Raw genomic sequence first — 22,898 nt, forward strand, 5'->3', positions numbered from 1 at the left:
TTAGCGTTTTAGGCAGGATCGGATCGGCATGAACGGACAAGGCGCAATCGCCTCCCCGAATGAACTTTCCCCGCAATCGGAGAAGAAGCGGGTAGGGCGCCCGCAGGATCAGGAGCGCGGCGATGCGATTTTGAGCGTGACGCTCGATATCCTCGGCGAGCGAGGATATGCCGGGCTGACCGTTGCGGAAATCGTCGCACGGGCGCGGGTCAGCAAATCGACCATCTATCGGCGCTGGCCGACCAAGGAAGAACTGGCAATCGCTGCCTTCGATCGCCTGCCCGAACTGGAAGTGGTGGACCGTGGCGACCTGCTGGAAGAGTTGCTCGATCTGATCGGGCAATATCAGCAATTCCTGGAATCCACGCCGCTGACAAGCGTTCTGCCGGGGCTGGTGAGTGAAGCGTCGCGCAACCCCGCGCTTGCCAAGGCCTTGCGCGCGACGATTGATCGGCGGCGAATGCCCGCCCAGGCAGCGCTGCGCCGCGCGATCCAGCGGAAGGAACTGCCCGCTTATACCAATGTCCAGCAAGCCGACGAGATCATCATGGCGCCGCTTTTGCAGCGCTCCTTCTATGGAGCGCGGGAGGATATGCGCGACGATTTCCGCCAGATATTGACGATTGTCCTCGCGGGATTGCGAAGCCCGGATGCCCGGCCGGCCGCATAACCACGCCGCCGGGCTAAAGCGGTGTCCGACTGTTCCCAGCGCGACCCGGCGGCCTTGTTTGGGTGATATTAGATAAGCCCTTCCGCCTTCATGGCGGCCTGAACGGCTGGGCGTGCGGCGATGCGGTCGCGATATTGGCCCAGTGCCGACCAGGGCGACAGATCGACGCCGGCATAGCCTGACCAGCCCAGGATCACGAACAGATAGGCATCCGCGACCGAGAAACGCCCGCCATGGAGATAACCCCCTGTCTGGAGATGTGCATCGATCCGCGCGAAATGGTTGGAAAGTTGGCCAAGAATTGTTGCTTTGAAGTCCGCCGGCGTGACTGGCGTGATGAGCAGCGAAAAGCTCTTGTGAATATCCGAGGCCAGATAGTTCAGCCATTCCTGCTGGCGGTAGCGATCGAGGGTGCCCGCCGGCGCGATCAAGCCTGCTTCCGGCTTGAGATCGGCGATATATTGCAGCAACACGGCTGCTTCGGTCAGGATTTCCCCATCGTCCAGCCGCAACGCTGGCAGCGCCCCCCTGGGATTGATCGACAAATAGCTTTCGCCATTGTCCATCTCCTTGGTGAACAGATCGACCTTCATCCGATCGAACGTCGCGCCGATTTCATGCAGCATGATGTGCGGGGCCAGCGAGCAAGAGCCTGGGAACCAGTAAAGCTGCATGAATCTTCTCCAGCGGTGCGTGAGTGCGGTTTGCACAAATACGGTACCATTGGTTCTGTTTTGCTTCGCTGGAGACGGGCTGTCAATCGGCCGGGCGAATTTCCGAACCCGAATGTCCCCGCGACGCCGGATGCGCGGGTTGGTGCCCATGCAGAAACAGCTTTACGGCCCGCGCCACCATACGCTCCTGTTCAGCGGCTTGTGGGCGGATCGGTAATGCGAGAAACTTGTTCGCGTTGGTCAGCAAGGTGATGAATTGCAGTGCCAGATAATCAACCACGGCGTCGCTTGGCGGGCGCGCATCCGGTTGTGGCAATGGGCAGGCGCGGATAGCGTGCACAGTTGCCGCGTTCGATCGGCGAAATATCGTGAGTGCCAGTTCGGGAAATTGCGGTGCTTCGCGGATCATCAGACGGTAGAGGTTGATGCTGTCGTCGCTGACGAAGCGGGCGAGTGCCGCCTTGCCTATGCTGGTGAGGGCATCGGGCAATTTCGAATGGGATGGCGGCGGCGTGGCATCGCCTGGAAGGTGCTGGTAAACCGTGCGGGAAAACTGATCGACCACGCCAATAAACAAGGCCCGCTTGTCGGCATAGTGCCGATAAATCGTCATTTTTCCGACGCCGGATGCGCGTGAGATTGCATCAATGCTGGCGCCGTTCATGCCATGGGCAATGAATTCGGCCATGGCGGCCCGATGCAGGCGATTGCGCCGATCGGTGGCAAGCGGGCGTCGTCCCGTCGTTTCGATCAGCGGATCGAAAAGCCCGTTCAAATCCGAAAAGGGCTGCGGGATATCCTCGCGCGCGGTGGGCAGGGCGCAAGGGCCGGTATAGCCGTGCAGGAAGAAGGTGCTTGCCCATGCTGCCAGCGTTGGACGGAAGCGATCGGGTATGGCTGGCCAGCCCATAAGATGCGCCGTGCCATTGACCGCGATCAGGGCGATGTCAGTTGCCGCCGCCCGAATATCATCGATATCCAGCAGGCGATTCTGGACGAGCAGGCTGAGATAGTGGGATGGCCAGAGAACAGAGTCGCTGAAATTATCCCGGATATAAGCCGCGGTATCGGGGGCCAGCGATGCGGCTTCGATGCTCGCCCGATACAGGCCGAGCGAATCTGGTGTCTGATAATGATCATAGGTCCAACGGGCATAATCGCCGATCGCGGCTACGGGATCGCCTGGCGCCAGATCGGGTGACGTATAGGTCATCGGGCCGCGTCGCATCCGATAACGGACAGCGCATCTGAACAGGTCGATCTTGCCGTCGAAATGCTTGTAGATCGTCTTTTTGCTCACCTGTGCTTGGGCGGCGATGCCCTCGATGCTCGTGGCGCCCAGTCCTTTGGCGATGAATATCGGGATGGCCACGGCCATGATGTGTTCGCGGACATCGTCGGCGCGCGATTCGATATTGTCTGCGGGGCGCTTGATCATTGGAGAGCGATAGAATGTCGCAGCGGTTGCACCAAGCACGGGCATCGCCCCGAAGTGGTTACGCCGCGTCCGCGTTGGTGATCGCGAGATCATCAAGAGCGGTTTTGGCGGCGCGGTAAAAATGAAAGGCGCTCCAGATCAGCGCTGTTCCAACCACGATCAGGCCATATCGCAGTGCATCGGACCCCGCCCATGCGAAGTGATCGCTGAGCGCGCCGGCAGCCAACGGGCCAAGGCCGAATCCGAAGGCGCTGCTCAGCAAATAGGTGAATGAGTTTGCCGTCGCGCGCGCGCGCGGCGCGATGATCGTCTGGATAAGGCTATAGCCAGGGCCCATGTAGAGCGCGCTGAAGAACGCATATCCTGCAAGGCAAGCGACCGCTGCCATCGCGTTATCAAAGAGCAAGAATCCGATCAGCGGCAAGACGGCAAGACCGGCTCCCGCGGCACTGGTCCATGCGCACCAGCGAATGTCTCCATTGGAAAAGCGGTCGGACACTTGCCCACCGGAAAAGGCCCCGGCCATCCCCGCGAGCGATGATATCGCGGACAACGCACCCGCGGTAGCGAGTGAAAAGCCGTGGGAACGGGTTAAGAATGTCACCGCCCAGGTGCCAACACCCGAAATGACGAATGAGGTAAGCGCGATCCCCAACATCGTGTGCAGCAGGGCACGTTGTCGCATAATTGTGCGCACAACGGTGGTTAGCGGCAGTGCGCTCCCGGATTTGGCTTTGTCGAAGGCGCCGCGTCGGGGATCTCGTACCGTTAGCCATAATAAACCGGCCAGCGCGATGCCGGGAAGGCCGGCCGCCAAGAGGGCCGTGCGCCACCCATAATGTTGGGCGATCCAACTGCCTCCCGCCGCCGTGATCAGGGTTCCAAAGGGGGCCGAGATGAAGAACAGTGAAATGGCGCGTGCGCGTTGCGCTGGCGGGAAAAGATCGGAAATCATCGAAATCGCAATTGGGCCGCTGCCGGCTTCCCCGACTCCAACGCCGATTCTGATCAGCAACAGATGGACGAAGCTGTTGGCCTGGCTGCCCAGCGCGGTCATTCCGCTCCATAGAAACAGGCAAATGGCGATCAGCTTTTTGCGGCTATGGCGATCGGCCAGCATCCCGATCGGAATGAGGGCGATGCCGTTGAAAATGGCGAAGGCTAGCCCCGAAATCACCCCCATCTGGGTGTCGCTGAGGCCGAGATCGGCTTTGATCGGCTGGATCAGCACCGACATGATCATCCGGTCGCCGGCGCACAGCATATTCGCCGCGGCCAACGCCAGCAGGGCACAATAAGCGGAGAAAGAGGCGCGCACCTCCTTTGGGGTGTCGATCTCGTGGAGGGACGGACTTTGGGGCTGGCTCAGCATGCGGCTCTCACTCTCCTGCGGCCAGATCCCCACTCTTTCGATTCGGGTGGTGAGAATTTCGACCTTCAACACGATACGTTATCGGCTCCAGTGAAATCGCCAAGAAAAATCTAATTATGCCTGCATGAATGCTGTTGCGAGACTCATATCGATACGATAGCGTTTCCCAAATAAGAGGAGAGCTGACATGCAGAAGGTCGCATCGAATTCCACGATGGACGAGGCGCAGGATACTGCCCTGGATTTGCGCCAACTGGCCGGCCGCATCGGCGCACAAGTGTCCGGCATCCGGCTTTCCGGCGATTTGCCCGATCAGACGGTCGCTGCGATCCGGGCTGCGCTGGTGAAGCACAAGGTGCTGTTCTTCCGCGGGCAGCAGCATTTGAAAATCGAAGATCAGGAAGCGTTTGCCAGGCGCTTCGGGCCGCTGCAGGGGCACCCCTTTTCCGCGATGTCGAAGGCTTCGGCCTATGAGGTGCGGATCGATTCCGCGTCGGGCGAGCGAACCAATACCTGGCATACGGACATGACCTTCCTCGATGCCTACCCCATGGCATCTGTATTGTTCGGCGAGGTCATTCCGCCGCTGGGGGGGGATACGCTTTGGGCCAATACGGCTGCGGCTTATGCCAATATGCCGGCGGACCTGCGTGCGCTCGCGGACAATCTGTCGGCGGTCCACACCAATTCCTATGATTATGCCTCTGAACGGCTTGAAGTGACCACCGAACGGACATTGAAGGCGGTGGCGTCCGCTCCCTTGCTCGAAGCTTGGCACCCCGTTGTCCGCGTTCATCCGGAATCGGGCGAACGGTCACTCCTGCTGGGTACGTTCGTGTCGCATATCGCGGGGTATGGAATCCTCGATTCCCGCCAGATCTACGATCTTTTGATGCGCCATATGACCCGGCCGGAAAATTCAATCCGTTGGACATGGCAGCAAGGCGATGTTGCCATGTGGGATAACCGCTCCACCTTGCATTATGGTGTGAACGATTATGGTGATCAGCGCCGGATTTTGCGGCGCGTCACGATTGCGGGCGATGTTCCCGTCGGCGTTGATGGCCGGACGAGCCATATGACCACCCGCAAAGTTCACTGATGCGACTGGGGGAAGGCAAGCGGAAAAGGGCAATTATCGCTACGGTTTAAATGTCGGGTGGCCCGGCGGGTGATGCAACCAGATCATCCCATGTCACGAGTGGCAGCCTTAGGTGCCTCCAAGCGTGCGTGGGATGGCGTGACCGAATGTAGGTCGTCGGGGTGGGCGCGATGTTGTCGATCTATCGGCGGCACAGGCAAACCGCACGCAGCGCAGATGCCGACAGCTGCAATGGCCGTCAGCGGGCGCGGCTGCGACTCGCCTAACTGTTTGCGCCCCGCGTCCACCGCAGCCCAAAATTGTTGATCGGCTTCCGAGCGACGGCGCTGGGCAAGCTCCAGTGAGTCGGTATGGAGGGACAGCCGGAAGGGGCCTTGCCGAGAACCGGCCAGAGGTCTTTGGGAAACGCGCGGTTGAAGTACCAGCGCCCGTTGCGCTTGATCAGATTGGCGGTTCTGGCCATCGGTTCAGCAGGTCCGTATGTGACAGGTTTATGTGCCACCGGCTGCCGTAACTCTTAGTAATCGGCCATTTCCGCGCCCCCGTAGGGGAATGGTGCCAGAAGAACACTCCCATCGGGCACCCAAGAGGCTGATTTTCCCTGCAAATCGCCAAGGGAAAATCACCGACACCATCAATAGCACCAACACATCGTCTGGAAAAGGCTGGATGTCCCCGGACAGGGGAAAAATTACCCCGCTCGACAGTCGCTTAGTAGTAGCCATAGGGCGGCCGAAAGGCGTGATCATCATCGTCGCCGAACAGCTTGTTTTTCTCGAAATGCTGCTCGAGACCGTTAGCGGAAAGCGCCGCTTCGCGCGAGGCCAGCCGGTGTTCGGCCAGCCCCAGGAATTCGGAGACGCGACCGGTGCTCTCTGACATTTTCTCTGCGCGCAAATTTGCCACCAGCCTTCTCAGCCGATCGAGCGAAGCCATTTCTTCGAGCACCTCATCCAGCGCCTTTCCGCGGCGCTCGGCGATATGGTCCTTGCGCAGGGCAAGCTCGCGCAACCGCCGCTCTTCCTCGCGTTGCCGTGCTTGCTCCTCGCGCTTGACCTGATCGTCCTTCTTCGCCGCCGCCAGCACCGCGATGCCGACCGCGATGTCGCTGGCCATGTTCTCAAGCCGCTGGACCTTCGCGTCCTTGAAGGAACGCCGCGGGCTCCCGCCAAGCAGATAGGAGTGCTCCAACTCGAACACGAGCAGGCCGGTCGGATGATAATCCCATTCGGGACCGCGCAAGGATGAGAAGCTGAAATCGTCGTCGTCCCAGTTGCCGGGGTTGTGCCAGCGGCGCGCTCGGCGCTTTCGAGCCGCCTCCTGCTCGGCGAGCTCCTTCTCGGTCGGCACATGCTTTTCGCGTCGAACACCTTCGCTGATCGAAAAGCCGATCGTCTCGCCCTCGCATTGGAAGCTCGCGAACTTCTCGCCCCGCACCAGCTTGATCCCCAGCGCTTCCGCCGCCGCCGCGATACGGCCGAGCGCGAGTTCCAGGCGATCGATCGAGGCCGGCGCGACGCTAACCTTGACCACGTTCAAGCCCTCCACCGAGACGAGGCCGTTGATCGAGGACGGCTTTGCCTTGCGGAACTGGGCGATCGTCCGCTCGACGATCGGGTTCGACGACGAGGCGGCGTCCGTGTCGATCGATGACGCGAGCAGGCGGGCATTCTCGCGCGCGGTCGCGATCACCTCGGGCTCCGGTCCCAATTGGCCAGCCGCGATCGTGATCCGGTCGGACGTACCCGCTTTCGCCTTGGGCAATGGGGTTTGCTTGACTGCCTTGCCGGCCGCCTTCTTCGCCCACCACCCCAGCGGCGGGTTCGGGATATCGTGCTTCTTGCAGATCTTGTGGAGGGCGACATCCGAGAGCGCGAATTCCTTCGCCAAGTGGGTCATGGGTTTCGACCACACCAGATCGTAGAATTCCCGGCGTGTGAACACTCTCGACATCCGTATAGTCCTAACAAAACTCAATAATTTATGAATATAACAATCCGTTTCAGAGACGTACTGCTAGTTGCTCGTAAGGATTATCGATCGTGGTTGCATGAGAACGATCAAATCAATCTTTCATTCCGTAACGTGGACGGATTTCTGCCGGTCCAGGACTTGAAAGCCCGCCGCAGCGCACGATCGTCTGCGTAGCCCACCCGTTCGGCAATATCCGAAAGCGTTAATGCAGAATTCAGAAGCAGATGTTCCGCAGTTTCTCGCTGAAATTCAGCTCGGATTTGCGCATATGAGGTTGTTTCACCTCGCAGTCTCCTTCGCAACGTCGGGGTACTGATATTGAGCAAGCTTGCGACTGTCCGGGAGGATGGCAAGGCGAGAGAGCTGCGTATCGCATTGGCCATCATTAATCTTACTTGCCCTGCGGTTGAGCCCTCGGGAATTGTCCGAGCGATAAAATTGAATGGGAAATGGGGGGCGACGGTCTCCAATTCCGAGAATGACCGCGTGATCGGTTGGTCCAGTTCGCTCGCCCTGAATATGATGGCATTTTTCGCGCCGGATTCGAAAGTCAAGGGCGCAGCAAAGGCGGTGAGGATCGGGTTCGGCGCAGCCGGCCTTTCATAGCCCAGGATGATCGAGGAAATCCGGAGCTTCCTGTCCAAGAGCCACGACACGATGCCTATCACAAAATGCAGAGCAATGGCGTCAACAAGTAATGTACATTCATCGCGCGTCGTGAATTCTGAGGGCAACGAGAACACTGCCTCAGAACCGTCTGCGACGAAGAGGAGTCGACTCGCGTCCGTGCCAGACAACACTCCGTAAAGGTCGCAAAATCGCGCGAGGGCGGATCGAATGTCGGGACCGCTGATCAGGCTGTAGAGAAGAACATTGCCCGCCTGTGGGCCATAGGCATGGACGCCGTCCCGCTCACAGCAAAGCTGCTCCAACCTTTCCACCCCGAATTGATAGAATTGCAGGAACTCGCCGACTGGCAGAGCGCAGACTTTGGAGTTTTGCACTTCCCGCAGCGGGGTTCGAAGCCGCGCAACCTTCCAGACCTCCCGAAGTTCACCCTCGAACCTCTCGAGCGCGCAGAGCAGCGGCCTTACATATTCGATTGGCAGCAGCGCCCCCGGGAGTGGAGGCAAGGGTTCGTGGAGACCGTCCATACGGGCCGATATAGAACCTCCAAGCGGCATTCACGTCAATCGTTGAGCGTTTTTGTCCGGTTCCGCGCGCTTCGACCCTAGTTCCGATCCGCCATCGATTTAAGGTCCGGGAAGAGCAAGGGACGAGACCGAACCGGGTCGCCCATGGAGGTGCCCCACCCGCGCCTTGCCCAAATAAAAGGAGTGGTGTGTCGAATGCGGGCAGCAGTTTTTCATGAGGTGGGAAAGCGGTTATCCATCGAACGGGTGCTCGATCCCGTTGTCGACGCGGGTCAGGTGATCATCGAGGTTGCTGAAGCCGGCATCTGCGGCTCGGATCTGCACATCACTGAATATGGCCTCGTCCCCGGGGGCACGATTCTCGGTCACGAATTTGCGGGAACCGTGGTCGCCCTCGGGGCGAATGTCGCGCCAGAATGGAATATCGGCGATCGGGTCACCGCGCTTCCCTTTCATGCGTGCCGGCGGTGTGATGCATGCGAGGTTGGGCTGCCGGCGCTTTGCAGCAGCGTGCTGTTCACCGGGACGCGCGATCACCCGGGCGCCTATGCGGAATATGTCGGCGCCCGCGCCGGAATGCTCCAACGCCTGCCCGCCGGCGTAACCTTCTCCGAAGGGGCGATGGTGGAGCCCCTGGCGGTTGCCCATCACGCGGTTGAAATGGCGAAAGTAGGTCGCGACGATGCGGTGCTCATCATGGGCGCTGGTCCCATCGGCGCGGCCGCGGCGATGTTCGCGCGAAGCTTCGGCGCGCGCCACGTGATCGTCAGTGAACCGTCCGCCGAACGCCGCGCTCTGGCGCTTGAGCTTGGGGCGACCGCGGTCATAGATCCGATTTCTGAAAATGCCGCCAGCCGCTTTGCCGAACTGGCGGGTATGCGCCCACAGGTCGTTCTCGAATGCGTCGGCAAGCCCGGACTGGTGCAGCAGGCTGTCGAGCTTGCTGGCATACGCGCGCGCATCGTGATTGCCGGCGTCTGCTTCTCGGAAGACAGGTTCAAGCCTATGACCGCCCTTTCCAAGGAGGTCAGCATACAGTTCGCTCAGTGTTACACTGAGCAGAATTTCGATGCTGTCATTGATGCGATCGCTTTCGGCAAGGTCAATCCCAAGCCGATGCATAGCCGGACGATCAGCCTGTGGGCGCTGCCTGAGGAATTCGAAGGCCTTCGTTCAGACCCGAGCGCCTGCAAGATCTTGATCGATCCGAGGCTGACATGACCGGGCGACCGTTTCGCTTTTCAGCCGATCCAGACGTCATCGGCGATCTTAGGACGCGGTTGAAAGTAGCTCGGCCGGCGCTGGCGGCCGAGGATCCTCATGGTCATCTTGGCATTCCGCCGGCAGACTTGGCCCGACTGTCGGCAGCTTTGATGGCGATGGACTGGCAGGGCTTTGCCGATCGCGTCAACACCTTCCCCGCATTCATGCTGGAGCAGGGCGACCTGGACCTGCATTTCGTCCACCAAGTGAGCGCGGAAAAGGACGCGATCCCGCTTCTGCTGCTCCACGGATGGCCCGGTTCATTCCTCGAATTTCGTGAGGTAATTCCCCACCTGATCGAAGGAACACCGGCTTTTCACGTCGTCTGTCCTTCGCTTCCCGGTTTCGGCTTCTCGAAGAGACCGATGAATGCACTCTGGAACGCAAGGGCCATGGCAAAGGCCATGACCGCGTTGATGCGATCACTCGGCTATGATCGCTTCGTCGTGCAGGGCGGCGACTGGGGCAGCATCATAGCTTCGGAGATAGCGCGGCATCATCCGGAAAACTGCCTTGGACTACATCTCAACCTGGTGGCGGTTCAACCGCCGCCGGAGGGTGATCCGAGCAGGACGGCGGTTCTCGACGATGAAGCTCCGTGGCTTGAAGAAAATGCGGCGCTAGGCGCCGAGGGAATGGGCTATTACGCCATTCAGACCACACGGCCCCAATCACTCGCCGTCGGTCTCTCCGACTCCCCTCTGGGCCTGCTTGCCTGGATTGGCGAAAAGCACCTGGCTTGGAGCGACCGCAATCCGTCAGGTGGAAGCCTGATGTCGGATCAGGCCATTGTGGATCACGTTGCGCTTTACTGGGCGACCAACAGCATCGGCAGTTCTATTCGCATTTACTATGATGAGATGCGGGATCCGACCCGACAGGCGTACATATCCATTCCGACTGGTGTCGCCGTTCTTCCCAAAGAAACCTGGAAGCCGCCCAAAGCCTGGGCGGAGCACCACTTTAACCTTGTTCATTGGACCAGATTTCCGCGCGGCGGGCATTTTGCAGCCTTGGAAGTTCCCGAGTTGCTCGCATCTGACATCAAGGCATTCGTGGAGAGGCTCGCATGATACCACGCAATCCGAGGATCACATTCGAAGACGCCCTTCCACACTGGGCACCGAATCATTCATTTGCGCAGATCACCAATGCCGGATCGACAAGTCTGCCGAATGTTGAGACATATCTGAACAAGGTCGTGGCGCGGGCGGCTCTGGAAATCGAAGATGATCAGCTCAAGGAGGATATGAGGTTATTCATGGCTCAGGAGGGCAATCATTATCGCCAGCATCGGCTCTTCAATAAGACGCTTTATACCCGTTATCCAAAATTAAAGGTTTTTGAAGATGAACTGGGTCGAGATTATGAGCGGATGCTTGCGCGCACTTCACTCAAAATGAACGCCGCTTATTGTGAGGGATTTGAATCCACCGGCATTATCTATGCGGAATTCTTCTTCGAACAAATTGACGATCTGACAAAAGATGCCGATCAACGTCTGGTGAAGCTGTGGAGATGGCATCTCGCGGAAGAGTTCGAACATAGAACGGTCTGCTTCGATATCCATAACGCCCTGGGGGGCGGCTATTTCCGACGTATCCTGGGCTTCATCTGGGCGTCGATCCACCTTGGCCGCTATAGTAAGCGCGTCTCGGAATATATGCTCTCGGTGGATCGGGAAACCATGACGCCCGAACAACGCCGTGAATCGATACGCCTGGAAAAGCAATATAGCGCTCGATTGGGCCGCTTCGTTCTTCCGCACATGCTCAAGGTCTTTTCTCCTCGCTATAATCCTCGCACCAAGCGTGCGCCGCGGGGCAGTTTCGAGCTTTTGAGCGAGATCGCAGCTGCCGGAGGCCCGCAGCCTGCTTAGTTCCGAGAAATGCGCCCGTTTAGGAAGCAGGCGCGCCCGTCGGGATTTGCCGGAAGATGGATTTCAAAGTTCCCTGGACGCTGAATCATATAGCTGAACGATCAGTTGGAAAACGTGGGCGGCCGATAGATTTTACCGGAGAGGTTGAGGATGAGTTCGAAAAGCGGCGGCATAAGAGTGGCGGTCATCGGCGCCGGGATGGCCGGCATCCTGGCCGGCATCAAGCTGCGGGAGGCGGGCCTCACCGATTTCCGCATCTATGAAAAGGCCGATCGGATCGGCGGAACCTGGCGCGAGAACAGCTATCCGGGCCTCACCTGCGACGTGCCGTCACACGCTTATACCTATTCGTTCGAACCCAATCCGGACTGGAGCCACCATCTGCCGCCGGGACCCGAGATCCAGGCCTATTTCGAGCGTACGATGGTCAAGTACGGCGTGGACCAGCACATCGCGTTCAACGAGGAAGTGGTGCGCTGCGCGTTCGAGGACGGGCGCTGGCAATTGGAAACTCGAAGCGGAACGGGCGATACGGCCGATATCGTCATAGCCGCGACCGGCGTCCTCCATCACCCGAGCTATCCCGACATCGCGGGTATCGATGCTTTTGCGAGCGACTGCTTTCACAGCGCGCGCTGGGACCATATGGTGCCGCTCGACGGCCGGCGCATCGGGATCATCGGCAACGGCTCCACCGGCGTGCAGATCGTCTCGGCGCTTGCGTCACGCGCGGCACGGCTCAAGCATTTTCAACGCAGCGCGCAGTGGATCATGCCGACGGTCAATGATCCTTTCACCGATGAGGAACGGGCCGCGTTCCACGCTGATCCGCTGCTTCTCAAAAGCATGCAGAACGATCCCGCCTATCTGGAGGTCGCCTGGGGCTGGACCGAGGCGATCATCGATGCCGATTCATCGACCATGGTCCAGACCGAGGCCGCGGCGCGCGCCAATCTGGAGGCGAATGTCAGCGATCCCGTGCTGCGCGAGAAGCTGCGGCCCAATTATCGCGCCGGCTGCAAGCGGTTGATCCATTCTCCCGATTATTATCAGGCCATTCAGCACCCGAATGCCGAACTGGTGACCGATGGCATCGAGTGCATCGAGCCAAAAGGCGTGCGGACGAGGGACGGCACCCTCCACGAGCTTGATCTCATCGTGTTCGCAACGGGCTTCGATGCACATCGGTTCATGCGGCCGATGAACGTGATCGGCCGTGGCGGTGTCGAGCTGAGCCAGGCCTGGGCCAAGCGGCCCGCCGCCTATATGGCGATCTCGATCCCCGATTTCCCGAACCTGTTCATGCTGAACGGGCCGAGCGGACCGGTCGGGAACTTCTCGCTGATCGATATCGCCGAGCGGCAATGGGCCTATATCTCCCATTTCATCGCCATGATCGCGAGCGGCCGCGCGCGCGAAATCAGCGCAAGCCACGCCGCACTGGAAGCCTATGAGCAGGAACGGATCAAGGCCGCCCAAACCACGATCTGGGGCTCCGGCTGCAACAGCTGGTATCTTGACGCCGAAGGCGTGCCGTCAACCTGGCCATGGAGCTACCGGCACTTCGCCGCCGAAATGGCGGTGCCACGGATGGGGGCTTATGAACTGGTCAGCCCGGATATTGGCAGCATGCAGTGACGTGCTCCCCTGAAATGTGACCGATTTCGAGTAGATTCCGACGCAAAGGAGTCGGACGAAAATGAAGCGCAGCAGGTTCAGCTAAGAGAGATTGGGTGATCCGTATCGGAGGCAAGTAATGGTGCGGCGATCTGCGATGCATATCGGCATGTCAGCACGGTCAATGGCCCGGCTCGACCAACGGACATAGAGCAATGTCGCCGGACCGATCGGCGGTGCGCGGAAGATCGTGGCTCGCATTAGCCGATGCCTATATTCATTCAATCAGATCGGCGGCCACCGAGAGCGACCTTCGAACATTGATGGAAGCTGTGGCCCATGAAATAGGCTGTCGTCACTTTGCGCTCATCCACCATGATGATTTCCGCCAGGAGCGGCAGGATCGGGTCGATCTCAAGGACTATCCCTCAGCGATCACGGAACGGCTGTTCGGGCAGCGCCGCTACCGGCGAGATCCCGTCATCCGCGCCTGCGTCTTCGCCGATAGCGCGTTTCTCTGGTCTGATCTCCCACGGATCATCCAGTTGGATGGCCAGGATCGCGCAAGTCTGGAATTTGGCTTGGCGGAGGGCTTGAACGAGGGGATTACGGTTCCATGCATCCGTCTTGGCGAGTGCATGGGATCATGCACCTTCGCCGGGATGCGACATCCTCACAACGCCAGCAGCTATCTCGGTCCCGCCCAAATGTTGGGGATCTTCGCTTTCCAGGCCGCGCGGCGACTCTTGCCGGCAGGACAATCGATTCCGGCGGCAAGGCCAAGGCTGCATCCGCGTCACCGCGATTGCGTCGTTCTGGCCGGACGCGGCTTGTCCAACAAGGAAATTGCCCGCGCCCTCGCACTCACGCCGCGAACGGTCGATGGCTATCTGACCGAGGCGCGGCGCCTCTTCGATGCGCATGACCGCACCGAGCTCGTGGTGAGCGCGGTGCTTGCCGGCGAGGTCGGCCTGCACGAACTTAGGCCCCGTCAACCCGAGTAATCGCCCGGTCTAGAGGCGGCGGCGCATCGCTGCTCCATTCGAGGGTGAAATCCACGAACGGAGCAGCTTCATGATCCATGTCATCGAAAACCATCCACTCGCCACGAACCAACGACTGTTGCGCACCATGTTTGCCGACCGCAAGCGCCTCTTCGTCGACCTCTTCGGCTGGGATGTGCCGGTGGTCGATGGCGAATTCGAAATCGACCAGTTCGACACGGCTGGTGCGGTCTATATCATCGCCGCCGACGAGGAGGGACAGCACGCGGCGTCAATGCGCCTGCTCCCCACCACGCAGCCGCATGTTCTCGACACCCTCTTTTCGCATCTTTGCCCCATCGGGGTGCCCGTCGGCCACACGATCTGGGAGAGCACGCGCCTCTGCCTGCCGCAGCGCCATGGTGCCGCGCGCCGGCGCGAACTGCGCAATGCCCTGATCTCGACGATGATCGATGTCGCGCTCGAACGCGGCATCGAAGGTCTGACCGGTGTCATCCCCGAGCCTTTTCGCAAGGAAGTGCTCGCGATGGGCTGGCAGGCCGAGCCGTTGGGTCCGGCCGTGCGCATTCCTGGCGGCCCCATCGGGGCCTTCCTCATCCATGTACAGGCCGATACTCCCGATCGGTTGCGCTGGACGGGGGTCTATCCGGTCTGCGCAGAGCAGGTGGCCGCATGAACGTATCCATCGACCGCCATCTGGCGAGGCTCGAGCGCGACGGGTGGTGCGTGCTGGGGCATGTGCTGGACCGGAACATATTGCGATCCGTCGAGAAGGATCTCGAACCCTGCTTTGCGGCGACGCCGCTGTGCAAAGGTGCATTTTACGGCGAACGGACGCGCCGCTTCGGCGCCCTGCTCAGAAGAGCGCCCGGGATAGAGCATCTGGTGATGCATCCGCTGGTGCTCGAGATCGCGCAATCCATGCTCCTGCCATGGTGTGATCGCATCGCACTCAATCTCACCCAGGCGATCGAAATCCATCCCGGTGCGCTGCCGCAACTGCCGCATCGCGACCAGGACATGTGGCAGGGACCGAAGGGCAATCTTGAATATCTCATCAATGTGATGTGGCCGCTGACCGGGTTCACGCCCGATAATGGCGGCACACGCCTCTGGAGCGGCAGCCATCTCGACCAGGATGTTGCGATCCTGCCAGAGGCCGACGCGGTCGTGCCGGAGGTGGCGCCCGGTGACGCGCTCGTCTTTCTCGGATCAATGCTCCATGGCGGCGGCGGCAACATCAGCCCCGTACCCCGGCGCGGTATCGTGATCAGCTACTGCCTAGGCTGGCTCAAGCCCTTCGAACTGCAATGGCTGGTCTATCCGCCGGCCATCGCCCGGCATTTCCCACCGGACCTTGCGGCGCTTGTCGGCTACGCCCAGCATCGCCCCAATCTCGGCAATGTCGAAGGCCAATGTCCATCGATCCTGCTGCGCGACGATGTCGCGGACCATCTGCCCGCGATGGATTCCCTGCGACCGGATCAGGCCGAAGCGGCGGAGTTGTTCGTTCGATCGCAGATGGGAGAGTTCGGCTGAGATGGTCGCGGCGCGATCGCCGAATCCGGCTGCTTACGCGGCTGTGGCTCGCTTCGGCCGCCCGGCACTGGCATGGGAGGTGCTGCGCCGCGATCCCGCTTACCGTGCGGCGTTCAGCCATCTCACAGGCCTGCCTCCGCACGGTGTTGCCGCCGACCCGGCCTTCGTCGCGCGTTGGGGGTTGCACTTTCCCTGAAGATCCGGACCAATGTTGCGCCTCGGTGCTGCCGCTCTGGTCGGCGGCTATCGATCCGCGCGTGCTCATCGCGCGGGCCCGTCCGCGTGATGGCTCCGCTGATCCGGCGGAGCATCACGGTTTTGATATTCGCCTGTTTTCGGCATGTGTCATTGCCAGCCGGGAATGCCAACATGTTCGATTCACCCATCGGAACACAGTAGTCCGTTTGGATGTCATCGAGGGCACCCTGCGTGATGGCCCGGTGTCGCTTGGTTTCGAACTGCAATATGGCCCTCGTTTTCCCGTGCAGCTCGCCGCCGCACGGGAATTTGACGCGCTCTTCGTCCAGGAATGCCTCCCGCTCCCACCCCGCCGGCTAACCGAAATGCTGCTCGCCCTGCAGGCCTATGACGCCCGCACGACGGGTGCCAGCCTGCGCATTATCGCGCAGGATCTGCTGGGTCCGGGCGACTGGCCGGGGGACGGCGAGTTTCGCAAGTCCAGGGCCAGGCGTCTGGTGGCCATGGGCGCCGCGCTGGTGAGGGCTGGTCCGCACGCGATCCTGGCGCGATAGCTAGCCAATATCTGCCGGCATATTCTTCATTAGAAGAATATGTGGCTCGACGCCGAGATGCTCGGCGAGCCGGTCTAGCCGATCTATACTGATGCTATATTTGCGGCGTTCGAGAGCGCTTACATAGGTCCGGTCAATGCCGGCGGCATGGGCCAATGCCTCCTGCGACAAGCCACGGGAAGTCCTCAGCGATCTTAGGTTTCGCGCCAGATTTTCGCGGCTCGACATCGAACGCGATGGTCGCGATTGTCGAGCAACGATCCACGGAGTATACTCTACAATCCCGTGGAAGGACGCTGATCTGCGATGCTTTTTGATATTTCGATCGCCCCCCTTGCGCCCAGGGACAACTCTCCCACGATTTATGACCGCCAGCATCTCTCACTCTATGCCGCCCTGCTCGATGCCGACGACGCGGGACAGGATTGGCGTGATGCTGCAGCGGCGCACATGGGGATCGATGCGACCGGCGCCGATGCCGAAGCCTGCTGGCGATCGCATCTGGAGCGCGCTCGTTGGATCATAGGAGACGGGCTTGACGCGGCGCTCAGAAGCTTTGGCGCACCGACCGAACAGGCAGTATAACCCGAACAGGCAGTATAACCCGAACAGGCAGTATAATTTGTAGCGATTTGGACGCCTCACGCTTCGCTGCGACCGCGCTCTACGGCTTCAGCAAGGCTGCTTTCGCCGCCGAGCCCCTTTGAGGGTCTCGGCCTTGCGGTGACGATCGCTGGCGTGGCTGTGGACGCCGCGCTTCCGCGCGCCGGCGCTGCTTGTGCCTCTCCCGTTACGGCGGGTGCGGGCGGCGCTCCCGGCTAGGCCCGTCGCGGGCGAAGCCAACCCCTTCGGGGTGCTCCACTTACGTTCCGCCCTAGCGGTGTCTTCGCCCGCTCGAAGCCGGGCCTCTCGGTCGCGTCTCGCCGCCCACCCCCGCCTTCGCGGGGAGGCTTTGTGCCCTTTTGGGGGTGGCGTGGAGGACAGGCCGTGCCCAGACTATCGAACCGCAGTGCCCGCCGCTTGGTGAGCGAGGAGCAGCAGGAACCCCGCGCGAACCTCTATGACGAGGTGACCGCGCGCATCGTCAGCGAGCTTGAGGCGGAGCGCTTCCCGTGGGTCCAGCCTTGGGGAAAGGCCGGCGGCACCGGCCCCGGCCTGCCGCGCAACGCGCTCTCCGGCCGGACCTATTCGGGCGTCAATATCCTGATCCTGTGGGGCGCGGTCATCGAGCACGGCTGGCCGTCGCAATCGTGGCTGACCTTCCGGCAGGCGCAGGAGGCGGGCGGTTGCGTCCGCAAGGGCGAGCACGGCGTGACCGTCGTCTATGCCGACCGCTTCACCCCCGAGGCCGAGAAGGAACGCGCCCAGCGCGAGGGCGACGAGGCCCGCGCCGTGCCGTTCCTCAAGCGCTTTACCGTCTTCAATGTCGCGCAGTGCGAGGGGCTGCGCGCCGGGCTGGCGTCCGATCCCGTGCCGCTCCCCGAACGCGAGATCGTGCCTGTCGCCGAGGAGGTGATTGCCGCCTCTGGCGTTGATTTTCGCATCGGTGGGGATCGCGCCTTCTACGCGCCGGACCCCGATTTCGTGCAGGTGCCGCCGCAGCCTGCCTTCTTCGATCAGATCAACTATTACCGGACGTGCTTGCACGAACTGACCCACGCGACCGGCCATGCGAAGCGGCTCGGGCGCGACCTGCGCAACGCCTTCGGCAGCAAGGATTATGCGCGCGAGGAACTGGTCGCCGAGATGGGATCAGCCTTCCTCTGTGCCGCGCTTGGCATCGTCCCGACCGTGCGCCACGCCGACTATATCGGCTCGTGGCTGGAGGTGCTGCGCGAGGACAATCGCGCCATCTTCCGCGCCGCCAGCGCCGCGACCAAGGCCGCCGACTGGCTGCTCGCCCGCTATGCGCAAGCGCAGGAAGGGAGGATCGCGGCATGATCCTCCTCACCCCTGATCTTCGCTTCGCGCTGCGCGCCAACGCGATCAATCACCGCGCCGCCCAGCGCGACAACAAGCCCGAACCCGATCCGGTGCCGGTGCTCAAACTGTTCAATCCGGTGGGCGCGGCGACATGGCTGGCGACCGAACTCGACGAGGACAACGACACTTTGTTCGGCCTTGCCGACCTCGGCTTCGGCTGCCCCGAACTTGGCTATTTCAGCCTGTCCGAGATCGCTTCCGTACGCCTGCCATTCGGGCTTGGGATCGAGCGTGACATAGGTTTCGAGACGCCACTCCCGCTGTCGGTTTGGGCCGATGCCGCCCGCCGAACCGGATCGATCCTGTCAGCCCAACAGGAGTTCCGCAGCGCCGGAGCCACCCAGCTTCCGCCCCCAAGTCCTGACGAGGCCGGATGACGCAGGCGGCCGTCTGCCGCCATTCGAAAGCCGATCCGCCATCCCGGAAAGAGCGACGGACCGGCACTCACAAGGAGTGAAGTCATGAAACTCGAATTCATCGACATTGGCAACATCGACGACAGCGCCGTGAACATGCGGCATGGCAAGAAGGCCCCGGACGTGTCCGACATCCTGCCGACCGTGCGCAGGCGCGGCATCATCGTCCCCGTCATACTGCGCCCCGGCATCGCCGAGGGCCGCTTCGAACTGGTCGCCGGACGTAGGCGCGTTCATGCCGCCCGGCTCGCGCAGGGCGAGGAAGGCGCGGCCCCCGAGCTTGGCTGCGTGCCGTCCGCGATCATGGAGGCGGGCGACGATGCCGCAGCCCTCGAGGCCTCGCTGATCGAGAATATCGCGCGGCTCGACCCCGACGAGGTGACCCAGTGGGAGACCTTCACGCGGCTGGTCAAGGAAGGCCGCGAGGTGGACGATATCGCCGTCACCTTCGGGCTTCCAGACCTCACCATCCGCCGCGTGCTGGCGCTCGGCAACCTGCTGCCGCGCATCCGCAATCTCTATCGCGACGAGAAGATCGACCGCACGACCGTCCGCCATCTGACCCTTGCCAGCAAGAGCCAGCAGCGCGCGTGGCTGGCGCTTCACGATGACCCCGACGCTTATGCGCCGAGCGGCCACCAGTTGAAGGCGTGGCTGTTATGCCGAGCTTGGCATAACAACCATTATGCCGACCGCGTAATTATGCCGAGTATGCGCTCTCAAGGCGCTCGCGCCCGACGGCTATGGGACAACGCGGTCAGCATAATCTCGTCCTCCCACAACCTGAGGAGGATTTATGCCCAGCGTATCATCATTCCGCTACGAGCCGCGCCGTGCAGCCGCGCCGCTTTCGTCGAGTGAGCTTGTTGCAGAGTTCGTTGCACTGCACCTCGCGTCGTATAACGGTCACCTGAGGTCTCAAGGTTACGTCGCCAAGGTTGTCGCGCGCATGTTGTTCGACGCGCGGCATTTTGCATATTGGTTCGGCTGCAACGCCGATTGGGGCCGGATAGATCGGGCTGTCATCGACCGGTTCGCGTGCCACGACTGTTCATGTCCAGGCGCGATGAGCGGCCGCCGCAGCCGCAGCGGCATCGCAGTTCGTCGCCGCCACGCCATCAAGTTCATGGCGTATCTCGTCCGCGAGGGCGCCATAGCGCCCATCGCAGGTGAGCCGGAGCTGGACGAGCGCCTGACGGCATATAGTCATTGGCTCGCCACCGCCCGCGGGCTTTCGCCCGCTGGGATCAAGCAGAGCCTGAGGGAGGTGAAGCGGTGGTACGGCAACATCTGCGGCGAAGCCGCAACATGCTCGCCCGAAGCATTGCGTTCGATCCTGCTTGACCAGGATCCGAGCCGCTCGAAGGGTGCCATTGACCGAACGGTGTGCACATTGAGGTCGTTTGTCCGTTTCCTGATTGCTCAGGGCGAGTGTCCGCCTGATCGGCTCGCTGCACTTAGCGTAGCGCCCAAGCGGGCCGCCACGCAGGTTCCGCGCTATATCGATCGAGCGACCATTGAGCAGATTGTCGCAGCCTGCGACACATCCACGCGAACCGGCCTTCGCAACCGGGCGCTGCTGTTGTTGCTCGCTCGGCTTGGACTGCGCGCTGGCGATCTCGTGGCGATGCAGCTCGACGATATCGACTGGGATCAAGGCACGATCAGCGTATCCGGCAAGTCCGCTCGCTCTGCGCGGCTTCCGCTCCCCCAAGATGCCGGTGAGGCGATCCTCGCCTATATCGAACAGGCTCGACCAACGGTGACGAGCAACCATCTTTTTCTGAGTCTAAAGGCGCCATATCAGCCGTTCGCTGGCCCCAGCATCATCTGCTGGATTCTCGGGAAGGCGGTTGAACGTGCCGGTCTCATCGGCCTCCCGACCGGCTCGCATGTGTTCCGTCACTCGCTCGCATCGTCGATGCTGCGCGAAGGCTCCACCCTGGAGGCGATCGGCACGATCCTAAGGCATTCCAAGCCGGATACGACCGCGATCTACGCGAAGGTCGATCTCAACATGCTGGGGGAGGTGACGCAGCCCTGGATCGGAGGTGCGTCATGCTGATCCAACACGTCGAGCGCTATGTCGACTATCGCCACAAGCTGGGTGTCGGGTTTGGTGAAGGCGAACATACGCTCACATTGTTCGCGCGCTATGCCGATGACCGCGGCGACAGCCATGTCACCATCGATCGGATTCACGAGTGGTGCAGCCAGTCGTGCACGCCCCAACGCGCTCGCACCAAGTACAACTTGCTGCGCCGGTTCTCCATGTTTCTGCGGGCGGAAGATCCCGGTCACGCTGCGCCGCCGACCGGTGCGTTCGGATGCCGCCGACGCCCAAGACCGTCACCCCATCTCCTTCACCCTGAGCAGATTGCGGCGATTATGTCGGCCGCACTGTCCCTGCCGAACAGCACGATCAAGCCGTACACTTATCACTGTCTGTTCGGTCTGCTGGCCGTAACAGGCATGCGCGTTTCGGAGGCGCTCGGCTTACGGCGGTCCGACCTCACCCACGATGGATTGCTCGTTCGCCGAAGCAAGGGCGGTGGGAGCCGGCTGCTGCCGATCCACCCTACAACGCGGGAGGCGGTTGAGGCGTATCTCAACCGGCGCAACCGTGCCTTCTCCGTCAGCGATGATCTTTTCATCGTCAGCACGGGCCGCGCACCGGATAGGTCGACCGTCCGCAAGGTGTTCGTTGATCTGGCCCGGCAGCTTGGCATTCGTGGTCCGATCGGCACGCCAGGTCCGCGGTTGCACGATCTTCGGCACAGTTTCGCCGTCCGTTCGCTCGAGGCTTGTGTTCACGATTACGACGCGGTGCGCCGCCATATGACAGCGCTTCGCGACTATCTGGGGCATAGCAGCATCTTACACACCTATTGGTATCTCGAGGCCACACCGGTATTGATGCGCACCATCGCTACGGCGAACGAGCATCGGTTCGTGGGAGGTGGCCGATGACCTCACTCGCTCCACGTCTCACAGACTATCTGGTCGATCATCTGCCCCGGCATCGCAACGCCAGCGCTCACACGGTTGCGACCTACGCCCATAGCTTCACCCTGCTGGTCCGGTTCGCAGCCGAGCAGCGACGATGCCGGCCGATTGACCTCCAGATCGAAGATCTCGGCCCCGATCTCATCCTGGCCTTCCTGGACCATATCGAGGCTGGGCGGCGTAACAGCATCTCGTCCCGCAATGCCCGTCTTGCCGCGGTGCGATCCTTCTTCCGGTATATCGAGTATAGGGTGCCAGCTTGCCTCGATCAGGTGCTGCGCATCCACGCATTGCCGCGCAAGCGAACCGAGACGCGGCTTGTCGACGCCCTGACGCTCGATGAGGTTCGAGCGCTGCTCGCTACGCCAGATAGCCATAGTTACTGCGGTTTGCGTGATCGGGCGATGTTGCACATTGCCTATGCATGCGGGCTGCGAGCTTCGGAGCTCCTGGGCCTACAAATAACTGCATTTCCCGCCGGGTCGCTCGCGACGGTCCGTATTCATGGAAAGGGGCGTCGCGAGCGCGTCTTGCCGCTCTGGCGCGAGACGCAGCAGGCGCTGCGAGGCTGGCTTGGCGCGCGCGGCGCCACCAGCGAACCAACTCTGTTCCTAAGCCGGCTCGGCGAACCGCTCAGCCGCGACGGACTCGCGTTGATGGTCGCAAAGCATGCGCGTCAGGCCGCTTTGACATGTCCATCTTTAAGCTCGAAGCGGATCACCCCGCATGTTCTGCGGCACAGTTGCGCCGCCCATACCTTGGCGGCAACCGGTGATATTCGGAAGGTGTCGCTATGGCTGGGGCATGCCTCGCTTCGAAGCACCGAAGTCTATTTGCGCGCCGATCCGGTCGAGAAGCTTGCCATCCTCGCCGCGCATTCACCGCCAGGCGTGAAGCCAGGTCGGTTTCGACCTCCGTCCGATAAGCTCCTCGCCATGCTCGCACTTGCCGGCAGCACCTAGATACCCATCACCGGCAATTATGCCGAGCGGGACTACGCTTAATCCGCGCACCAAAGCCGGTGAGCACGGCATGCTCGGCATAATTACGCGGTC

Annotated in this window: 23 protein-coding genes and 1 pseudogene; 18 read left to right on the forward strand and 6 right to left on the reverse strand. The window is 61.3% G+C overall.

What is annotated here, in order from left to right:
- The first annotated feature begins 28 nt into the window (after positions 1–28).
- Positions 29–670, forward strand: coding sequence for a TetR/AcrR family transcriptional regulator (locus KC8_RS15485; RefSeq protein WP_010127145.1), 642 nt, complete (start codon positions 29–31; stop codon positions 668–670).
- A 68-nt stretch (positions 671–738) separates the two neighbouring features.
- Here KC8_RS15485 and gstA read toward each other — a convergent pair whose 3' ends face one another.
- The 3 genes from gstA to KC8_RS15500 form a co-directional block, all read right to left on the reverse strand.
- A complete protein-coding gene (gstA, locus tag KC8_RS15490; RefSeq protein WP_029624767.1) occupies positions 739–1,344 on the reverse strand; it encodes a glutathione transferase GstA in 606 nt (201 codons plus the stop codon).
- 82 nt (positions 1,345–1,426) lie between these two features.
- Positions 1,427–2,782 (reverse strand): TetR/AcrR family transcriptional regulator, encoded by a 1,356-nt coding sequence (locus KC8_RS15495; RefSeq protein WP_010127142.1) that lies wholly within the window; start codon positions 2,780–2,782, stop codon positions 1,427–1,429.
- A 58-nt stretch (positions 2,783–2,840) separates the two neighbouring features.
- Positions 2,841–4,226, reverse strand: coding sequence for a spinster family MFS transporter (locus KC8_RS15500; protein ID WP_138956750.1), 1,386 nt, complete (start codon positions 4,224–4,226; stop codon positions 2,841–2,843).
- Between the two features lie 115 nt (positions 4,227–4,341).
- On the opposite strand from KC8_RS15500, the gene KC8_RS15505 reads away from it, so the two are divergent.
- A complete protein-coding gene (locus KC8_RS15505) occupies positions 4,342–5,256 on the forward strand; it encodes a TauD/TfdA dioxygenase family protein (protein ID WP_010127140.1) in 915 nt (304 codons plus the stop codon).
- A gap of 711 nt (positions 5,257–5,967) precedes the next feature.
- On the opposite strand, the gene KC8_RS15510 is transcribed toward KC8_RS15505, so the two are convergent.
- Together KC8_RS15510 and KC8_RS15515 are read right to left on the reverse strand one after the other, a co-directional pair.
- On the reverse strand, positions 5,968–7,200 hold the full coding sequence (locus tag KC8_RS15510; RefSeq protein ID WP_010127139.1) for a hypothetical protein: 1,233 nt from the start codon (positions 7,198–7,200) through the stop codon (positions 5,968–5,970).
- 116 nt (positions 7,201–7,316) lie between these two features.
- Positions 7,317–8,414 (reverse strand): AraC family transcriptional regulator, encoded by a 1,098-nt coding sequence (locus KC8_RS15515; protein WP_083831292.1) that lies wholly within the window; start codon positions 8,412–8,414, stop codon positions 7,317–7,319.
- A gap of 165 nt (positions 8,415–8,579) precedes the next feature.
- Here KC8_RS15515 and KC8_RS15520 point away from each other — a divergent pair, with 165 nt between their 5' ends.
- The 9 genes from KC8_RS15520 (at position 8,580) to KC8_RS15560 (ending at position 16,438) form a co-directional block, all read left to right on the forward strand.
- Positions 8,580–9,605: a zinc-binding dehydrogenase gene (locus tag KC8_RS15520; RefSeq protein WP_010127137.1), complete on the forward strand. Its 1,026-nt coding sequence runs from the start codon at positions 8,580–8,582 to the stop codon at positions 9,603–9,605.
- Entirely contained in the window at positions 9,602–10,720 is a 1,119-nt protein-coding gene (locus tag KC8_RS15525) for an epoxide hydrolase (RefSeq protein WP_010127136.1), read from the forward strand. Before KC8_RS15520 ends, KC8_RS15525 begins: the two co-directional genes overlap by 4 nt.
- Positions 10,717–11,526 carry a metal-dependent hydrolase gene (locus KC8_RS15530; protein WP_010127134.1) on the forward strand — a complete coding sequence of 270 codons (810 nt, stop codon included), beginning with the start codon at positions 10,717–10,719 and terminating at the stop codon, positions 11,524–11,526. Before KC8_RS15525 ends, KC8_RS15530 begins: the two co-directional genes overlap by 4 nt.
- Positions 11,527–11,676: 150 nt before the next feature.
- Positions 11,677–13,164 (forward strand): flavin-containing monooxygenase, encoded by a 1,488-nt coding sequence (locus KC8_RS15535; protein ID WP_010127132.1) that lies wholly within the window; start codon positions 11,677–11,679, stop codon positions 13,162–13,164.
- Between the two features lie 194 nt (positions 13,165–13,358).
- A complete protein-coding gene (locus tag KC8_RS15540; RefSeq protein ID WP_083831291.1) occupies positions 13,359–14,147 on the forward strand; it encodes a helix-turn-helix transcriptional regulator in 789 nt (262 codons plus the stop codon).
- A 70-nt stretch (positions 14,148–14,217) separates the two neighbouring features.
- Positions 14,218–14,823, forward strand: a complete 606-nt coding sequence (locus KC8_RS15545) for an acyl-homoserine-lactone synthase (protein WP_010127129.1) — start codon at positions 14,218–14,220, stop codon at positions 14,821–14,823.
- Positions 14,820–15,686: a phytanoyl-CoA dioxygenase family protein gene (locus KC8_RS15550; RefSeq protein WP_010127128.1), complete on the forward strand. Its 867-nt coding sequence runs from the start codon at positions 14,820–14,822 to the stop codon at positions 15,684–15,686. The genes KC8_RS15545 and KC8_RS15550 overlap by 4 nt, the downstream gene beginning before the upstream one ends.
- Before the next feature lies 1 nt (position 15,687).
- Entirely contained in the window at positions 15,688–15,882 is a 195-nt protein-coding gene (locus KC8_RS20665) for a transcriptional regulator domain-containing protein (protein ID WP_010127127.1), read from the forward strand.
- Between the two features lie 25 nt (positions 15,883–15,907).
- Complete coding sequence (locus KC8_RS15560) at positions 15,908–16,438, forward strand: DNA -binding domain-containing protein (RefSeq protein WP_010127126.1); 531 nt, start codon at positions 15,908–15,910, stop codon at positions 16,436–16,438.
- On the opposite strand, the gene KC8_RS20615 is transcribed toward KC8_RS15560, so the two are convergent.
- On the reverse strand, positions 16,439–16,816 hold the full coding sequence (locus tag KC8_RS20615; RefSeq protein ID WP_335696134.1) for a helix-turn-helix domain-containing protein: 378 nt from the start codon (positions 16,814–16,816) through the stop codon (positions 16,439–16,441).
- Here KC8_RS20615 and KC8_RS15570 point away from each other — a divergent pair.
- From KC8_RS15570 to KC8_RS15600, 7 genes and pseudogenes are all read left to right on the forward strand, one after another.
- On the forward strand, positions 16,745–17,023 hold the full coding sequence (locus KC8_RS15570) for a hypothetical protein (protein WP_010127123.1): 279 nt from the start codon (positions 16,745–16,747) through the stop codon (positions 17,021–17,023). The two genes, KC8_RS20615 and KC8_RS15570, sit on opposite strands and share 72 nt — an antisense overlap.
- Before the next feature lie 402 nt (positions 17,024–17,425).
- Positions 17,426–18,379: an ArdC family protein gene (locus KC8_RS15575; RefSeq protein ID WP_029624765.1), complete on the forward strand. Its 954-nt coding sequence runs from the start codon at positions 17,426–17,428 to the stop codon at positions 18,377–18,379.
- The gene (locus tag KC8_RS15580) at positions 18,376–18,798 is read left to right on the forward strand and encodes a DUF2958 domain-containing protein (RefSeq protein WP_010127121.1); all 423 of its coding nucleotides are present in this window, start codon (positions 18,376–18,378) and stop codon (positions 18,796–18,798) included. The genes KC8_RS15575 and KC8_RS15580 overlap by 4 nt, the downstream gene beginning before the upstream one ends.
- Before the next feature lie 84 nt (positions 18,799–18,882).
- A pseudogene (locus KC8_RS15585) lies at positions 18,883–19,494 on the forward strand (ParB/RepB/Spo0J family partition protein); the annotation flags it as partial.
- 139 nt (positions 19,495–19,633) lie between these two features.
- Entirely contained in the window at positions 19,634–20,902 is a 1,269-nt protein-coding gene (locus KC8_RS15590) for a tyrosine-type recombinase/integrase (RefSeq protein WP_083831290.1), read from the forward strand.
- Positions 20,896–21,807: a tyrosine-type recombinase/integrase gene (locus tag KC8_RS15595; protein ID WP_010127118.1), complete on the forward strand. Its 912-nt coding sequence runs from the start codon at positions 20,896–20,898 to the stop codon at positions 21,805–21,807. The genes KC8_RS15590 and KC8_RS15595 overlap by 7 nt, the downstream gene beginning before the upstream one ends.
- Complete coding sequence (locus KC8_RS15600) at positions 21,804–22,805, forward strand: tyrosine-type recombinase/integrase (RefSeq protein ID WP_029624764.1); 1,002 nt, start codon at positions 21,804–21,806, stop codon at positions 22,803–22,805. Before KC8_RS15595 ends, KC8_RS15600 begins: the two co-directional genes overlap by 4 nt.
- Positions 22,806–22,898: the final 93 nt, after the last annotated feature.

It is taken from the genome of Sphingomonas sp. KC8 (assembly GCF_002151445.1).
Lineage (GTDB): Bacteria > Pseudomonadota > Alphaproteobacteria > Sphingomonadales > Sphingomonadaceae > Sphingomonas_E.

Coding starts and splice junctions, on each gene's coding strand:
- KC8_RS15505 (WP_010127140.1), top strand. CDS start 4,342: ATGCAGAAGGTCGCATCGAATTCCACGATGGACGAGGCGCAGGATACT.
- KC8_RS20665 (WP_010127127.1), top strand. CDS start 15,688: ATGGTCGCGGCGCGATCGCCGAATCCGGCTGCTTACGCGGCTGTGGCT.
- KC8_RS15530 (WP_010127134.1), top strand. CDS start 10,717: ATGATACCACGCAATCCGAGGATCACATTCGAAGACGCCCTTCCACAC.
- KC8_RS15580 (WP_010127121.1), top strand. CDS start 18,376: ATGATCCTCCTCACCCCTGATCTTCGCTTCGCGCTGCGCGCCAACGCG.
- KC8_RS15545 (WP_010127129.1), top strand. CDS start 14,218: ATGATCCATGTCATCGAAAACCATCCACTCGCCACGAACCAACGACTG.
- KC8_RS15570 (WP_010127123.1), top strand. CDS start 16,745: ATGCTTTTTGATATTTCGATCGCCCCCCTTGCGCCCAGGGACAACTCT.
- KC8_RS15540 (WP_083831291.1), top strand. CDS start 13,359: ATGTCGCCGGACCGATCGGCGGTGCGCGGAAGATCGTGGCTCGCATTA.
- KC8_RS15535 (WP_010127132.1), top strand. CDS start 11,677: ATGAGTTCGAAAAGCGGCGGCATAAGAGTGGCGGTCATCGGCGCCGGG.
- KC8_RS15550 (WP_010127128.1), top strand. CDS start 14,820: ATGAACGTATCCATCGACCGCCATCTGGCGAGGCTCGAGCGCGACGGG.
- KC8_RS15520 (WP_010127137.1), top strand. CDS start 8,580: ATGCGGGCAGCAGTTTTTCATGAGGTGGGAAAGCGGTTATCCATCGAA.
- KC8_RS15590 (WP_083831290.1), top strand. CDS start 19,634: ATGCCCAGCGTATCATCATTCCGCTACGAGCCGCGCCGTGCAGCCGCG.
- gstA (WP_029624767.1), bottom strand. CDS start 1,344: ATGCAGCTTTACTGGTTCCCAGGCTCTTGCTCGCTGGCCCCGCACATC.
- KC8_RS15595 (WP_010127118.1), top strand. CDS start 20,896: ATGCTGATCCAACACGTCGAGCGCTATGTCGACTATCGCCACAAGCTG.
- KC8_RS15495 (WP_010127142.1), bottom strand. CDS start 2,782: ATGATCAAGCGCCCCGCAGACAATATCGAATCGCGCGCCGACGATGTC.
- KC8_RS15525 (WP_010127136.1), top strand. CDS start 9,602: ATGACCGGGCGACCGTTTCGCTTTTCAGCCGATCCAGACGTCATCGGC.
- KC8_RS15515 (WP_083831292.1), bottom strand. CDS start 8,414: ATGCCGCTTGGAGGTTCTATATCGGCCCGTATGGACGGTCTCCACGAA.
- KC8_RS15485 (WP_010127145.1), top strand. CDS start 29: ATGAACGGACAAGGCGCAATCGCCTCCCCGAATGAACTTTCCCCGCAA.
- KC8_RS20615 (WP_335696134.1), bottom strand. CDS start 16,816: ATGCTGGCGGTCATAAATCGTGGGAGAGTTGTCCCTGGGCGCAAGGGG.
- KC8_RS15600 (WP_029624764.1), top strand. CDS start 21,804: ATGACCTCACTCGCTCCACGTCTCACAGACTATCTGGTCGATCATCTG.